Source organism: Streptomyces sp. NPDC050164 (assembly GCF_044459945.1).
Classification (GTDB): Bacteria; Actinomycetota; Actinomycetes; order Streptomycetales; family Streptomycetaceae; genus Streptomyces; species Streptomyces coeruleorubidus_A.
The window spans coordinates 1-14076 of record NZ_JBITJK010000004.1 but is presented as its reverse complement, the minus strand read 5'-3'; the positions used below and the strand labels follow the sequence as shown (position 1 = coordinate 14076).

Here is a 14076-nt window from a genome sequence, read left to right as displayed (position 1 = left end):
TGGCTGTGCCATGCGGACGCGGGGGAGGATCCGGAATGTTCGTCCCGGTGCCACGACGGGCAGTTCAGGCAGTCCGGGTACCGGACGCGGGCGAGTCGTCGGAGTCGTCGGAGTCGTCGTGTATCTGGGCCGCGGCCGCGTCGCAGAACGCTTCCAGCCCTTGCAGCAGCGCGACGCGCTTGGCGGCCGGCATCTGGTCGAGCACCGCGCGCAGCGTCTGTTCCCGGCGGACGCGCAGGTCGGCCAGGAAGGCGCGGCCCCGGCCGCTGAGGTGCAGCCGTACCTCGCGCCGGTCCGCCGCGCTCACCACGCGCTCGACGAATCCGGCCGCCTGGAGCCGGTCGCACAGCCGGCTGGTCGAAGGCGGCGTGGAGGCGAGGGAGTCGGCGAGGGTGCGCAGGTTGATGCCCTCGTGGTGCTCCAGGATGAGCAGCACGCGCAGCTGGGAGGCCGAGGCGGGTGCCGTCGAGGCCCGGCCCCAGAGGACTTCCAGCAACTCCGCGGCCGTGGAGGTCACACGGGCGACCTCGGCTGGCTCAGGGCGGGGTCGGAGGGAAGTCACAGTCACACTCTCGCAGGCACCGGGATGGCCGTCAGCGTACTAGGCGTGCCGCGAGCCGGGGCCGACACCGGCCCCGGCCCCGGCCCGGCCCCGCGGCCGAGGGCCGTACGCGAGGACCCCGCAGGTGTCCGACCGAGGATTCAAGGATTGGGCTTCGACCATCGTGACGACGATCGTGAACAGACTCGTGACCGCCGAGCGCGCCCTGCGCACGGCGGCGCCCCATCAACTGCTGGACGCGGTCCGTCGTGTACTGACCGATCAGGACGCGGCGGACTCCGTCGAGCTGTACCTGGCCGACTACGGACTGACGGTGCTTCAGCCGGTGTCCGTGCCGCCGCACACCCTTCAGCCGGTGTCCGTGGCCAACAGCCCGGCGGGCCGGGCCTTCGGCGCGCAGGAGCCGTACGTGGAAACCCTTTCGGGTGACTCGGCTGACGGGGTACGCGCGCATCTGCCGGTCACCGTGCGCGGCGACCGCCTCGGCGTGCTGACGGTGACCCTGCCGGGCGGCGAGCACTCCGACGGCTGCCTCGGCGAACTGGCCGAGATCGCCGAGGTGCTCGGGCACGAGGTGGTCGTGGCCGAGCGGGACACCGACCTGTACCTCCAGGCGTGCCGCAGGGACCGGCTCACCCTGGCCGCCGAGATGCAGTGGCAGTTGCTGCCGGGCCGCTCCTGCGCCCGCCCCGAGTACGAGCTACCGGGGCCGCTGCTACCTGTCCGTGCTCATGCTGGACATTGAGCTGGCCACCGGGCGGGTCCGGGCGGTGGACGCCGGTTCCCCGCGGCTGCTGCGGCAGCGCCGGGGTGCGGTGGAGCGGGTGCCCTTCGACGCCCAGCTGCCGCTCGGCATGTTCGAGGAGACCGACTACGTGGCCCAGGAGTTCGGGGTCGAGCCCGGTGACCGGCTGGTCTTCGTCAGCGACGGGGTGTATGACGCCGCCTCCCCGGGCGGAGAGGCGTACGGGGACGCCGCACTGGTCCGGGCGATCCAGTCGACCCGGCTGCTCCGGGCCGCCGAGGTGCCCCGGGCCGTCCTGCGCGAACTGTCCGGCCACCGCGGCAGACCCGTCCCGGACGACGACGCCCTGGTGGTGTGCCTGGACTGGCGTGGACGGTGAGGGCCGGGGCAGACGCAGGTCAGGGGGTGTGGATGAGCGGTTGTTTGGTGGTGCCGTACGTCGGCCCACAATGTTTGTCATACGGCGAGTAACGGCTGAGGCGCCGTAGCGCGACCTCGGTCCGGCCCGTGCAAGGGAGCGATGCAAGTGTCGGTTTCGGAAGAGAACGCGGGACGGGAGCCGGCCGCACAACAGGTGAGTGCCTTCCTCGAACGGCGCCGGGAGCAGATCGCCCAACGGTGGGCGGACGCCGCGCTGTTCCGCACGGTCTTCACCGTGTCCCGCGACGAGGCGGTGGAGGCGGGCCGGTCCGTGGCGGCGGCGCTGGCCGCGGTGTCGGCCGCCGGACGGCTGGACGACATCCGGGCCCCCGGATTCGACGCGGTGCGCGACCAGTTGGGGCGGATGGCCGCCTCCCGCGCCCGCAGGGGGGTCGGCGCGGACGAGCTCGCCGACGAGGTGGCCGCCCTGCGCGAGCCGGTGACCGAGCTGCTGCGCGCCGAGTTCCCGGACTCGTACGCCCCCGAGGCCCAGGAGTGTGTGCTGGCCCTCACCGTGCTGATGGGCACGCTGCGTCTGGTCGTACTGGAGACGACGGTCAGCGCGGGTGAGGAGGTGATCGTACGGCAGCGCGAGCAACTGAACGAGGTGGCCACCCCGGTGATCAAACTCTGGGAGAGCACCGTCGCCGTACCGCTGATCGGCACGCTGGACAGCGCGCGCAGCCAGGTGGTCATGGAGAGCCTGCTGGACGCGATCGTCACCGAGCGCGCCCGGTACGCCATCCTCGACATCACCGGCGTGCCCACGGTCGACTCGCTGGTCGCCCAGCACCTGATGAAGACGGTGGCCGCGGCCCGGCTGATGGGCGCCGAGTGCATCGTCTCCGGGATCCGGCCCGCGATCGCGCAGACCATCGTCCATCTGGGCATCGACCTCGGCACGGTGCTCACCCGCGCGAGCCTGGCGGACGCCCTGGCCTACGCGCTCAGCCGGCAGGGCGTCGAGATCGCACCGCTCCGGGCGGCCGACGCGGGCGCGCGATGACCGGGCCCTCGGGGAACGGGACCGCGGGATTCGGGCACCCGGTCGCCGGATCTCCGGTCGCCGGGTCCTTGGGCGGGCACGGCTTCACGGTGCCGGTCCTCCGGCTGGGCGACATCCTGCTGGTCACCCTCCAGGGGGAGCTGCACGACGGGATGGCCGAGCAGCTCCAGCAGGACATCACCGAACGGATCGCGCACACCCGGGTGACCGGTGTGGTCATCGACATCTCCGGCGTGGACATCGTCGACTCCTTCCTGGGGCGGGTCCTCGCCGAGATCGCCGCCGGAGCCAGGCTGCTGGCCGCCCGTACGGTGCTGGCCGGGATGCGTCCCGCGGTCGCGATCACCCTGGTCGAGCTGGGGCTGACCCTGCCCGGACTGCGTACGGCCCTGGACGTCGAACGCGCGATGGAGCTGCTCACCGCGGATGAGCACCGGGACGGGGGGAGTCCGTGATGCCGGCCTCCCGCCATGCCGCCCCGGCCAGCCTGCCGATCGGCTCGGACGCCGACCTGGCCTGGGTACGGCAGCGGGTCCGGCAGGCCGCCGCCGAGCTCGGTTTCGGGCTGGTGCAGCAGACCAAGCTCGTCACCGCCGCCAGCGAGCTGGCCCGCAACACCCTCGTCCACGGCGGCGGTGGCCATGCGGAGATCACCCGGCTGGACACCGGGCCGTCGCCCGGCCTGCGGCTGGCCTTCGTCGACGCCGGGCCCGGCATCCGTGACCTGGACCGGGCGATGACCGACGGCTACACCAGCGGCGGGGGGCTCGGACTCGGCCTGAGCGGGGCCAGGCGGCTGGTCCACGAGTTCGAGGTGGACAGCCGGCCCGGTGAGGGGACGACCGTCACCGTCACCGCCTGGGCCACGGTCGTGCCGCCGTCCCGGCCGGGGTCGTGATGAGCAGGGTGTGGGACGTGCCGGTGGACGACTCGACCCGGGTGCGGGACGTCCGGGTGGCGGCCGAGGCGGCCGGCGAGTGCGCCGGGCTCGGCCCGCACCGCATCGCGACCGCGGCCCTCGTGGCGACTGAGCTGGCGACCAACCTGGTGCGGCACGCGTACGGCGGGTACGTCGTCATCAACCTCGTCGAGCGCGCACCCGCCGAGCCCCGGCGCTTGTCCGTGCAGCTCGTCGCGCTCGACCACGGCCCGGGCATCCCGGACGTCGCGGCGGCGATGCGCGACGGCTACACCACCGCGGCCTCCCTGGGCGCCGGCCTCGGCACGTGCCGGCGCATAGCGAACGACTTCGACCTGCACAGCGCCCCCGGCCGGGGCACCGTGGCCGTGGCCCGCATCGACCACGAACCCCCCGCCGGCCGGCATCGGACGCCCGCCCGGGGTCTGCGCGCCGGTGGTGTCAACGTCCCCCTCGGCCGGGCCGAGTACTCCGGCGACGCCTGGAGCCGGGTGTGCTCCGACGACCGCCTGACCCTGCTGCTCGCCGACGGGCTCGGTCACGGACCCAAGGCCGCCGAGGCGTCCGGGGCCGCCGTGGACGCGCTGCACGGCGTGGCCGACCGGCCGCCCGCCGAGATACTGCGGCATCTGGGCCGGGTCCTGCGCCGTACCCGGGGCGCGGCCGTCGCCGTGGCCCAACTCGACCTCGGATCCGGGCGGTTGCACTTCGCCGGGATCGGCAACGTCAGCGCCCGCCTGCGCACCGACGGCACCTGGAAGGCGATGCTGTCCCAGCCCGGCATCGTGGGCGCGCAGGTCCCGGCGTCCGTGAGCGTGCAGCGCGTGCCGTGGCAGGACGACAGCCTGCTCCTCCTGCACAGCGACGGCCTGCCCGCCCGCTGGACACCACCCGACGACGCCGTGCTCCTCGGCTGCGACCCGGCGGCGGTGGCCGCGGTGGTCCTCCGGGACGCGGGCAGCGCGGCTCGTCCGGTAGGGGACGACACGTGTGTGGCGGTGCTGGGTGGCGGCGGCGCCGGTGGGGGGAGCCGTCATGGCTCGGGGGGCTGACCGACCGGACTTGCCGCCGCTACGGTCCGCCAGTCGGGTCGGGCTCGTCGTCACGCGGGATTTCCGCATCCCGCGCGGCAAGAAACCCCCGCAGCCCCCGCCTCAACGCCACCCGTTCCGCCGGTTCCATCGCCGCCAGCGCCGTGGCCAGGGCCTGTGCCCTGCGACCTGCGACGTCGCCCAGGACATGCTGCCCGTGCGTGGTGAGCCACAGCTGTACCTCACGGCGGGTGTCCGGGTGCGGGGAGCGTTCCAGGAGGCCGGCCGCCGCCAGGCGGTCGCAGAGGCGGCTGGCCGTGGGGAGGCCGATGTCCAGCCGGTCCGCCAGGGCCGTCAGGTTCAGGCCGGGCGCCGCCTCCAGGGTGCGCAGCGCCCGCAGCTGGTGCAGGGACAGGCGCAGGGACGCGTCCTGGGCCGCGACCGACCACAGCGCCGTCAGGCTCTCCACGGCGTCGGCTATCTGTGCCGCGACGGCCTGCGGGCCATCGCCCGGTCTCCTTGCCCGGGGGTCGCCGGGGCCGCCGAGATCGGTCACGAAACGGTCACTTTCCATAAGCTCCGGGTACTGCGGAGGTCGCCCTCTTTCAAGGCTGTACCCGATGAGCCGAGGGGCAAGCCGCCTCGTTCGGCGCCTGGCCGGGCCGGGCGGCTCAGCCCGCGCTGAGCCCCGTCAGCGCGGCCAGCGGCAGCGTGTGCTGGGTCTGGAGGACCTTCGCGCGCAGGTAGCGGACGTTGTGCGCGGTGGTGAAGACGCCCGTGGGGACGCGGTCGCGGACGTCCACGCCCAGGTCGCGCAGCTGAAGGGCCTTGTCGGGGTTGTTGGAGAGCAGGTCCAGCTCGCCGATGCCCAGGGCCCGGAGCATCTGGGCCGCCGCCGTGTAGTCGCGGGCGTCCTCCGGCAGTCCCAGGGCCGCGTTCGCCTCGTAGGTGTCGAGGCCCTCGTCCTGGAGGGCGTACGCGTCGAGCTTGTTGTAGAGGCCGATACCGCGTCCCTCCTGGCGGAGGTAGAGGAGCACGCCGCCGCGCTCGGCTATGCGCTCGACGGCCTCGCGCAGCTGCGGACCGCAGTCGCAGCGGGCCGAGCCGAACACGTCCCCGGTCAGGCACTCGGAGTGCAGCCGCACCAGCGGGACCGCGCCGGGCTTGCCCAGGACGACGGCGACGTGCTCCTGGCCGTCGGCCAGACCGTGGAAGGTGACGACTTCGGCGTGGACCTCGTAACCGTCGTGGAAGCGCAGCGGGACCCGGACGCGGGAGCGCGGGGTGGCGATGACAGCGGGGGTGTCGGGCATGCGGGGCCTCCGGGTTCCGTTCCTGTTCGGCTGCACAGCCGTCGGCTTGCAGGCTGCTTCAGATTTGAAGCAGATCCACGTCCGGAACCCTACCCTTGCTTTAAATTTGAAGCAACGAGGCCGAGGGGCGTTGTGACGTGGCTCACGAACAGGCCGTGGAGGACCTCCGTCGCCATGGCACGTCGTCCGACGCCGGCCGCGTCCCTTCCTCCTGGAGCCCCTGCGCGATCGCGTGGGAGATCTCCTCCAGCTGTCCCACCTGCTCCTCGCTGAGCCGGTCGAACAGGAAGCTCCGCACGGTCTCGACATGCCCGGGCGCCGCCTGCTCCAGTACGGTCGACCCGTCGTCGGTCAGGGCCGCGATACTGCCCCGCTTGTCGTACCGGCAGGCCTCACGCCGCACCATGCCGTCCTTCTCCAGCCGCGTCACCGCGTACGTCAGCCGGCTGCGCGTGATCTTCAGCCGCTCGGCGAGATCGGTCATGCGCAGCCGCCGCTCCGGGGACTCCGACAGCACGGACAGGATGGAGTAGTACAGGTGCGGCATGCCGGCGTCCTGCTGGAGCTGCCGGTCGATCGCGTCCTCCAGGAGCAGCGAGGCGGCGATGTACGCGCGCCAGGCGCGTTGCTCCTCGGGGGTGAGCCAGCGAGTCGTCATGCCGCCAGTGTAGGTTTGTTTCAAACTTGAACCAAGCCCGTCCCGTCAGTCCGCCGTTCGCCACGAGTTTCCACGAGCCGGGAGCGTCGATGCCCCACCCGTACGTCCTGCTGTCCGCCGCCGTCTCCCTCGACGGCTACCTGGACGACACCGGCCCCGAACGCCTGCTCCTGTCCAGCCCGGCCGACTTCGACCGGGTCGACGAGGTCCGGGCGTCCGTCGACGCGATCCTGATCGGCGCCGGCACCGTCCGCGCCGACAACCCGCGCCTGCTGGTCAACTCCCCCGAGCGGCGAGCCGCCCGCACGGCCGCCGGCCGGCCGGAGTACCCCCTCAAGGTCACCGTCAGCGGCTCCGGCGACCTCGACCCGGCGGCACGGTTCTGGCACACCGGCGGCGAGAAGGTCCTCTACACCACCGACAAGGGCGCCGAACGCGCCCGTGCCCTCGGCCTCGCCACCGATGCCACCGATGCCACCGATGCCTCCGATGCCACCGACATCGTCCCGCTCGGCGCCGACCTCGACTGGCGGCGGCTCCTCACCCACCTGCACGACGTCCGGGGCGTACGGCGGCTCATGGTCGAGGGCGGCGGCCTGATCCACACCCAGCTCCTCACCCAGGGCCTGGCCGACGAACTCCAGCTGGTCCTCGCCCCGCTCTTCGTGGGCGACCCCGAGGCGCCCCGCCTCTTCGGACCCGGCGGCTACCAGTCCGGCCGGCTCCGGCTGCTGGAGACCCGGCGGATCGAGGACGTGGTGCTCATGCGCTACGAGCCGACCGCTCCCGGCACCGGCCCCCTCCCCGTCGCCGCCGACCACCGCTGGCTGGCCCTCGCCTGCGAACTGGCGGCACAGTGCCCGCCCTCGGACACGGCGTTCAGCGTCGGCGCTGTGGTGGTCGCGGCCGACGGCACGGAGCTGGCCCGCGGCCACTCCCGCGAGGGCGGCGACCCGGTCGCGCACGCCGAGGAGGTGGCCCTGGCGAAGACCGGCCCGGCCGACCCCAGGCTCGCCGGCGCGACGGTCTACAGCAGCCTGGAGCCCTGCGCCCGCCGGGCCTCCCGCCCCGCACCCTGCGCCCGGCTGATCCTCGACGCGGGCGTACGACGCGTGGTCACGGCGTGGCGCGAGCCGGACACCTTCGTGGCGGGGGCCGACGGCAGCGGCGTGCTCGCGGCCGGAGGTGTGGAGGTCGTCGTCCTCCCGGAGCACGAGGAGCGGGCCAAGGCCCCGAACCGCCACCTGCCGCACTGAGCGCGGGCCGATCGGCCCAACAAATCGTGCGGCCTCGCCGCCTCCCGGGTCGCGCCGTCTCCCGGGTCGCGCCGTCTCCCGGGTCGCGCTGCCTCCAGGGCCGGTACGACAGCGCTCCTGCTCACCGCGCTCGCCCCTCCTCGTCTCCTCCTGCGGGGCCGCCGACCCGGAGGTCGGCCACGCTGCGTCGGCACACCGGGGAGAACACCGCGGTGCAGGCCGGCTCGACCGGGTCGGTCTGGGCCAGGGCCGCAAAGATCGTGCGGCACACGCGCGGCAGGGACTGGCCCGCCGAGCGGGTGCGGCGCTTCGAGGGCATGCTGCGCACGGCCCATCTCCCGGAAGTCGCCGCCACAGACCCGGACTTCACGGGGGGCTGGGACCTCGTGGCGACCGAAGCGGTCATCGCCATCGCCGTTCTTCTCGACGACCACCGGGCCTTCGGCCACGCCCTGGAGCGCTTCCGGGACGGCGTCACCCAGGAGACCTGCGCAGTGCCGGGCCCGCCGGCACCGACGACCTGTTCACCGCCTGGGAGACCCTCACTCACGCGGGCAACCCGGGCCGCTGAGCACCGGGTGTGCGCGAGCTGTCCCGCGGATGGCGTACACTGGAGTCACAACGACGCGGGGTGGAGCAGCTCGGTAGCTCGCTGGGCTCATAACCCAGAGGTCGCAGGTTCAAATCCTGTCCCCGCTACTGAAGGCCGAGGGCCGGAATCCGAAAGGGTTCCGGCCCTCGGTGTATTTCCCGATCCCGACATTACTGTTGGTGAGTGAATCGCACCGCTGCGCATAACAACTGACACACCGTCAAACCTCGTGAGTCATTTGCATAGCGGTCAACTCGCCCGATTTGCGCCGGTCGTGGCAGGTGTGTCCGCGCGAAAAAGGTTAATGATCAAGAGGAATCGCTGGAATCCCCACCGCGCGTCTATTAACGTTCGATAACGCAGCGCGGTCGTCCCAGCCGTCACAGAAGGCGGCTCCGTGCGCACGCGCCGAATCCCGAAAGGGAACCGGGGAACCACCACTTGGGGTGAATCGGGCGTATGCCGCCGTGGAAGCACGGCCGATATACGCGCGTAGGAGACCTTCCTGCTCCGAACCCGTCAGCTAACCCGGTAGGCGAGAAGGAAGGAAAGGAGTACGCCCACGTGGCGTCCAACCGGCCTGCCCCCGCGGCCCCGTCCGCGCCGAACCAGCGCGACACCGAAACCTTCGGCTACGGCGGTCACCGCACCGACGAGGGCCCGTTCCAGGAATGGAACCCCACCGCGGAGTCCATCCGTCCCGTCCGCGGCCGGCATCGCGTCACCAAGCAGCGCGGCGGCGGACTCGCCCGCAGCTCCACCGTCCTGGGCGTCGGCGTCATAGCCGCCGTGGGCGCGGGCGGCATGGCCAGCGCCCAGACCGGCAAGCCGCCGGTGTCGATCTCCGTTTCGGACCTGCCCTCGGTGGGTTCCCTCATTGCGGACGACGACACCCCCGAAGGCTCCGCCACCCCGCTCAGCGACCTCGGCACGGTGACCGCCGACACCGAGCAGGGCACCTCCGGCGCCGGTGAGGCGCTGCGCGCCCGGATCATGGCGCAGGCCGAGCACCAGCAGGAACAGATCGAGACCAAGGCCGCGCAGGACGCCGCGGAAGCCGCCCGGAAGGCGGCCGCGGAGGCCGCCGCCAAGGCGGAGGAGGAAGCCAAGGCCAAGGCCGCCGAAGCCAAGAGGAAGGCGGAGGAGGAGGCCCGGAAGAAGGCCGAGGCCGAGCGGCTCGCCGCCCTCGCCAAGCAGTACACGCTGCCGACCTCCGCGTACACCATCACCTCGACCTTCGGTCAGGCCGGCGCCTACTGGTCCTCCGGCTACCACACCGGCCTCGACTTCGCCGCCCCCACGGGCACGCCGATCAAGGCGGTGCACAGCGGCACCATCACGGAGGCGGGCTGGAACGGCTCCTACGGCTACAAGACGGTCCTGACCCTCGATGACGGCACGGAGATCTGGTACGCGCACCAGTCGTCCATCGGCGTCAGCGTCGGCCAGAAGGTCAGCACGGGTGACGTCATCGGCCGCGTGGGTGCGACCGGCAACGTCACCGGGGCGCACCTGCACCTCGAGGTCCACACCGGTGGGTCCACCAACGGGGTCGACCCGCTGGCGTGGCTGCGGGGCAAGGGCCTGAACGTCTGATCCCGTGCGGGGAGCGGTGTTTACGGGAGCTTTGCGTCTGCCGTGGAATGAGCCGTTCCCGTACGGTCGTTGACACATAGCATGACTTCTCTCCGCAAGCTCGGCTCCTCCGACCTCGAGGTCTTCCCGCTCGCCCTCGGCGGCAACGTATTCGGCTGGACGGCCGACGAGGCACAGTCGTTCGCCGTCCTCGACGCGTACACGGCCGCCGGCGGCAACTTCGTCGACACCGCCGACGTCTACTCGGCCTGGGCCGACGGCAACCAGGGCGGTGAGTCCGAGACCGTCCTCGGCAAGTGGCTCGCGTCCCGGGGCAACCGCGCGGACGTCGTCGTCGCCACGAAGGTCAGCCAGCACCCCGAGTACCAGGGGCTGTCCGCCGCCAACATCAAGGCCGCCGCCGACGCCTCCCTGCGGCGCCTCGGTACCGACTACATCGACCTCTACTACACGCACTTCGACCAGCCCGACGTGCCGGTGGAGGAGATCATCGGCGCGCTCGACGAACTCGTGAAGGCCGGGAAGGTGCGGTACATCGCCGCCTCCAACATCTCCGCGGAGCGGCTGCGGGCCTCCCTGGAGTTCTCCGACCGCGAGGGGCTCGCCCGGTACGTGGCCCTCCAGCCCCACTACAACCTGGTCTCCCGCGACACCTACGAGGGCGAGCTCCAGGACTTCGTCGAGCGGACCGGCCTGGCGGCCGTCCCGTACTACGCGCTCGCGTCGGGCTTCCTCACCGGCAAGTACCGGCCCGGTACGACCGTCGACAGCGCGCGGGCGGGCGGTGCCGCGGGGCACCTGGAGACCGAGCGGGGCCGCCGGGTCCTCGACGCCCTCGACGAGATCGCCGCGGCCCACGACGTCCCCGTCGCCACGGTCGCCCTTGCCTGGCTCGCGGCCCAGCCGACGGTGGCGGCGCCGATCGCTTCCGCGCGGACGGTGGAGCAGCTGCCGGCGCTGGTCGGGGTCGGGGAGCTGACGCTGACGGAGGCGGAGATCGGGAGGCTTCCGATGCTTCGGGGGCTTCGGCCTGAGCGGTTTCTGCCCCCCCGGGCTGAGTCTCCTGCTCCGGGGGCTGAGCTTTCGATTACGACCGGTATGGGTTGTACGCGGGGTACGGCGTCGTCGGATAGCCGTATCCGTAGGCGCCGTACACCGGCCAGGGCGGGGCCGCCACCGGTACCGGAGGGGCCGTGATCCGCGCGGCGTAGTCCAGGGCCGGGCGGGCGGCCTCCCGGCGGCGCCACAGTTCGTCCAGCAGTTCTCGTTCCCGTACGACGAAGTCGGCACCGGCGCGGCCGCGGCGGCCCCGGTGCCGCAGGAACGCCAGGGACGTCGCGTACGCCTCATACTGTGCGACCTCCCGCGCCGCCGCCCTGCCCGCGTGGCGGCGGGCGTACCGGCGGGCGATCCGCCGGGCCCGCATCGAGCCGAGCGCGTACGGCTCGACCGGGGACAGCCACCCGGCCACGGCGTAGGCGGGCAGCTCCGTCCGTACGGTCTTCAGCTCCCGCTGCCGTGTCCAGACCACCAGCCACGTCAGCAGCCCGAAGATGGGCACCATGAACGCCGCGTACACGGCGAAGAACCCGTACTCGCCGAACGCCGACGAGCCGTTCCACATCGCGTGCATGCCCATCGCGAGCAGCAGCCCGGAGAGCGGGAAGGCGACGCGGCGGACGTGCTGGCGGTCCGCCGCTAGCGCGGAGAAGCCGAAGCCGATGCCGGTGAGGACGGTGAAGAGCGGGTGCGCGAACGGCGACATGATGATGCGCACGAAGAAGGTGGCCGCCGTGACGGAGGCGATGCCGGTGCCGCCGGTGAGCTGGTCGGTGCCGAAGGCGGTGCCCAGGTAGAGGACGTTCTCCGTGAACGCGAAGCCGGTGGCCGTGACGCCGGCCATGACCACTCCGTCGAGGATGCCGGTGAAGTCGCGGCGCCGGAAGAGGAAGACCAGTAAGACGGCCGCCGCCTTGGCCGTCTCCTCGACCACCGGGGCTATGACGGTCGCGCCGAGTGTGTCCGCGCGGGACGGATCCGCCGTCGCCGTCGCTATCCATCTGGTCGCGAAGCTGTTGGCGACGATCGCTATCAGCGCCGCCGCGCAGGCGCCCCAGGCGAAGCAGAACAGCAGGTTGCGCCAGGAGCCCGGTTCGACCCGGTCCAGCCAGCGGAACGCGGCTATGAGCAGGGGCACCGGGAGCGTGGCCAGCCCCAGCCCGACCAGGAACCCTTCCGTGCCGGTCTCCTCGCGGACCAGGGCGAGGATGACGAGGCCGGATATCGCGAGGAGCGTGGTCAGCGCGCCGTAGCGCACCCAGGCGCGCTGCCACCAGTGGGCGTGCCGCAGGGGGCCGGTGGCGGGTGCGCCGGCGGGGGGACCGCTGGGATAGAGGTGTGGGGGGCAGGTGGCCACGGCATTGACCCTAACGACGGAGGGGCGCTGTCCGCAGGCGGTTGGCGGGAGCTGTGCCAGGTGCGGTCAGGTGCTGGTGGGGGGCTGGTCCACGTGCTGTACGCGACGGAAGAGGAGGTCGTTCACGACATGTCCCTTGTCCAGTCCCTGGCCCTCGAAACGGGTCAGGGGACGGAAGTCGGGACGGGGCGCGAAACCGCCGTCAGCCTGCGTGTTCTCGAAGCCGGGGTGTGCCGTGAGTACGTCGAGCATGTGTTCGGAGTACGGTTCCCAGTCGGTGGCGCAGTGCAGGATCGCGCCGGGCTTGAGGCGGGTGGCGGCGAGGGTCAGGAAGTCGGGCTGGATGAGCCTGCGCTTGTGGTGCCGCTTCTTGGGCCAGGGGTCGGGGAAGTAGACGCGCAGGCCGTCGAGGGAGTCCGGGGTGAGCATCTCGCGGAGGAGGATGATCGCGTCGCCGTTGCCGACCCGGATGTTGGACAGGCCGTTCCGGTCGGCGAGATTGAGCAGGTTGCCCTGGCCGGGAGTGTGGACGTCGACGGCGAGGATGTTGGTGGCGGGGTCGGCCGCGGCCATCTGGGCGGTGGCCTCGCCCATGCCGAAGCCGATCTCCAGGACGACGGGGTTGTCGTTGCCGAACAGGTCGGCGAGGTCGAGGGTGCGGCTGCCGTCGATGTCGAGGCCCCACTTGGGCCACAGCCGCTGAAGCGCGTCCGCCTGGCCTGCTGTGACCCGGCTCCGCCGCGGCTGAAAACTCCGGATCCGCCGCTCGAAGTGCGACCCGGCGGGATCGGCCTTCGGCCCATCGGGAAAGCGCGGCTCACCCTTGGCCCGGGTGCGCCGGACGGAGGCACCGGGGGTTTTGGGCTGGGGGGTTTCGGGGGTGTTCACGGAGTCAGACACAGTGAGGCCGATTTTACGGGGGTGGATTGCGTCCGGTGGTTTGGGCGGGGGTGGGGTGCCTGCGGCGGCCCGTGGCGCGTTGGTGGGGGTGCGCGTAGCGCCTGCTCGCCGGTGGTGGGTCGGGGCCGCGCCGGGGGGTCCGTCCTCGGAACGGCGCGATGGGGTCGGATACCGACTAACCGCCCGTTGACGCGCCAACCACTGCGGGCGGACACCCCCCGACACATCCCCTTCCGTGCGTCGGCGGGTGCGGGTCCGCCCTAGGTGTATTGACCCGCAGGGTTGTTCACGCGGGTGATGGGTGGTTGACCTTCGAGTGCGGTGTGGCAGCGGTGGTGGTTGTAGGTGTGCAGGAAGTCTGCCAGGGCTGCGGTGCGTTCGGTGTTGCTGGTGTAGGGCCGCTGGTAGGCCCATTCGTCGAGCAGGGTGCGGTTGAAGCGTTCGACCTTGCCGTTGGTCTGTGGCCGGTAGGCGCGGGTGAGCTTGCCGGTCGAGCCGAGGTCGGCCAGGGCCCGCTGCCAGGCGAAGCTCTTGCGGTAGGGCCAGGCGTTGTCGGTCATGACCCGCTCGATGCGGTCGATGCCGCAGGTGGCGAAGAAGGCTGCGGCCCGGCGGAGGAAGCCGGCGCAGGTGGCGGCCTTCTCGTCGCCGTGGATCTCGCT

General features: G+C 72.2%; 14 protein-coding genes, 1 tRNA gene, 2 pseudogenes and 1 riboswitch. Of the genes and pseudogenes, 9 read left to right on the top strand and 8 right to left on the bottom strand.

Annotated elements, in window-relative coordinates:
* Nucleotides 1-64: 64 nt before the first annotated feature.
* Complete coding sequence (locus ACIBNA_RS07800; RefSeq protein ID WP_399164366.1) at nucleotides 65-517, bottom strand: MarR family transcriptional regulator; 453 nt, start codon at nucleotides 515-517, stop codon at nucleotides 65-67.
* A gap of 232 nt (nucleotides 518-749) precedes the next feature.
* Here ACIBNA_RS07800 and ACIBNA_RS07795 point away from each other — a divergent pair.
* The 5 genes and pseudogenes from ACIBNA_RS07795 to ACIBNA_RS07775 all read left to right on the top strand — a co-directional run bounded on the left by ACIBNA_RS07795 (nucleotide 750) and on the right by ACIBNA_RS07775 (nucleotide 4704).
* Nucleotides 750-1686, top strand: a pseudogene (locus tag ACIBNA_RS07795) (PP2C family protein-serine/threonine phosphatase).
* Between the two features lie 147 nt (nucleotides 1687-1833).
* Nucleotides 1834-2733 (top strand): STAS domain-containing protein, encoded by a 900-nt coding sequence (locus ACIBNA_RS07790; protein WP_399164365.1) that lies wholly within the window; start codon nucleotides 1834-1836, stop codon nucleotides 2731-2733.
* Complete coding sequence (locus tag ACIBNA_RS07785; protein ID WP_399164364.1) at nucleotides 2730-3188, top strand: STAS domain-containing protein; 459 nt, start codon at nucleotides 2730-2732, stop codon at nucleotides 3186-3188. Before ACIBNA_RS07790 ends, ACIBNA_RS07785 begins: the two co-directional genes overlap by 4 nt.
* Complete coding sequence (locus ACIBNA_RS07780) at nucleotides 3188-3631, top strand: anti-sigma regulatory factor (RefSeq protein ID WP_399164363.1); 444 nt, start codon at nucleotides 3188-3190, stop codon at nucleotides 3629-3631. The genes ACIBNA_RS07785 and ACIBNA_RS07780 overlap by 1 nt, the downstream gene beginning before the upstream one ends.
* Nucleotides 3631-4704, top strand: coding sequence for a SpoIIE family protein phosphatase (locus tag ACIBNA_RS07775; protein WP_399164362.1), 1074 nt, complete (start codon nucleotides 3631-3633; stop codon nucleotides 4702-4704). Before ACIBNA_RS07780 ends, ACIBNA_RS07775 begins: the two co-directional genes overlap by 1 nt.
* A 19-nt stretch (nucleotides 4705-4723) precedes the next feature.
* On the opposite strand, the gene ACIBNA_RS07770 is transcribed toward ACIBNA_RS07775, so the two are convergent.
* The 3 genes from ACIBNA_RS07770 to ACIBNA_RS07760 form a co-directional block, all read right to left on the bottom strand.
* Complete coding sequence (locus ACIBNA_RS07770) at nucleotides 4724-5239, bottom strand: MarR family winged helix-turn-helix transcriptional regulator (RefSeq protein ID WP_399164361.1); 516 nt, start codon at nucleotides 5237-5239, stop codon at nucleotides 4724-4726.
* A gap of 115 nt (nucleotides 5240-5354) precedes the next feature.
* Complete coding sequence (gene ribA / locus ACIBNA_RS07765) at nucleotides 5355-5996, bottom strand: GTP cyclohydrolase II (protein ID WP_399164360.1); 642 nt, start codon at nucleotides 5994-5996, stop codon at nucleotides 5355-5357.
* A gap of 142 nt (nucleotides 5997-6138) precedes the next feature.
* Complete coding sequence (locus ACIBNA_RS07760) at nucleotides 6139-6654, bottom strand: MarR family winged helix-turn-helix transcriptional regulator (RefSeq protein WP_399164359.1); 516 nt, start codon at nucleotides 6652-6654, stop codon at nucleotides 6139-6141.
* Nucleotides 6655-6743: 89 nt separating this feature from the next.
* On the opposite strand from ACIBNA_RS07760, the gene ACIBNA_RS07755 reads away from it, so the two are divergent.
* Complete coding sequence (locus ACIBNA_RS07755) at nucleotides 6744-7910, top strand: dihydrofolate reductase family protein (protein WP_399164358.1); 1167 nt, start codon at nucleotides 6744-6746, stop codon at nucleotides 7908-7910.
* 121 nt (nucleotides 7911-8031) lie between these two features.
* On the opposite strand, the gene ACIBNA_RS07750 is transcribed toward ACIBNA_RS07755, so the two are convergent.
* On the bottom strand, nucleotides 8032-8238 hold the full coding sequence (locus ACIBNA_RS07750; protein ID WP_399164357.1) for a hypothetical protein: 207 nt from the start codon (nucleotides 8236-8238) through the stop codon (nucleotides 8032-8034).
* A 297-nt stretch (nucleotides 8239-8535) separates the two neighbouring features.
* On the opposite strand from ACIBNA_RS07750, the gene ACIBNA_RS07745 reads away from it, so the two are divergent.
* The 3 genes and pseudogenes from ACIBNA_RS07745 to ACIBNA_RS07735 all read left to right on the top strand — a co-directional run.
* A tRNA-Met gene (locus ACIBNA_RS07745) sits at nucleotides 8536-8609 on the top strand.
* 289 nt (nucleotides 8610-8898) lie between these two features.
* Nucleotides 8899-9055, top strand: a riboswitch (cyclic di-AMP (ydaO/yuaA leader).
* Between the two features lie 11 nt (nucleotides 9056-9066).
* Nucleotides 9067-10098 (top strand): M23 family metallopeptidase, encoded by a 1032-nt coding sequence (locus ACIBNA_RS07740; protein ID WP_399164356.1) that lies wholly within the window; start codon nucleotides 9067-9069, stop codon nucleotides 10096-10098.
* Between the two features lie 81 nt (nucleotides 10099-10179).
* Nucleotides 10180-11106, top strand: a pseudogene (locus tag ACIBNA_RS07735) (aldo/keto reductase); the annotation flags it as partial.
* 79 nt (nucleotides 11107-11185) lie between these two features.
* On the opposite strand, the gene ACIBNA_RS07730 reads toward ACIBNA_RS07735, so the two are convergent.
* From ACIBNA_RS07730 to ACIBNA_RS07720, 3 genes are all read right to left on the bottom strand, one after another.
* On the bottom strand, nucleotides 11186-12514 hold the full coding sequence (locus tag ACIBNA_RS07730; protein WP_399164355.1) for a PrsW family intramembrane metalloprotease: 1329 nt from the start codon (nucleotides 12512-12514) through the stop codon (nucleotides 11186-11188).
* Between the two features lie 66 nt (nucleotides 12515-12580).
* Nucleotides 12581-13414, bottom strand: a complete 834-nt coding sequence (gene trmB / locus ACIBNA_RS07725; protein WP_399164354.1) for a tRNA (guanosine(46)-N7)-methyltransferase TrmB — start codon at nucleotides 13412-13414, stop codon at nucleotides 12581-12583.
* 260 nt (nucleotides 13415-13674) lie between these two features.
* On the bottom strand, nucleotides 13675-14076 hold a 402-nt coding region (locus tag ACIBNA_RS07720), incomplete at its 5' end, for an integrase core domain-containing protein (RefSeq protein ID WP_399164353.1).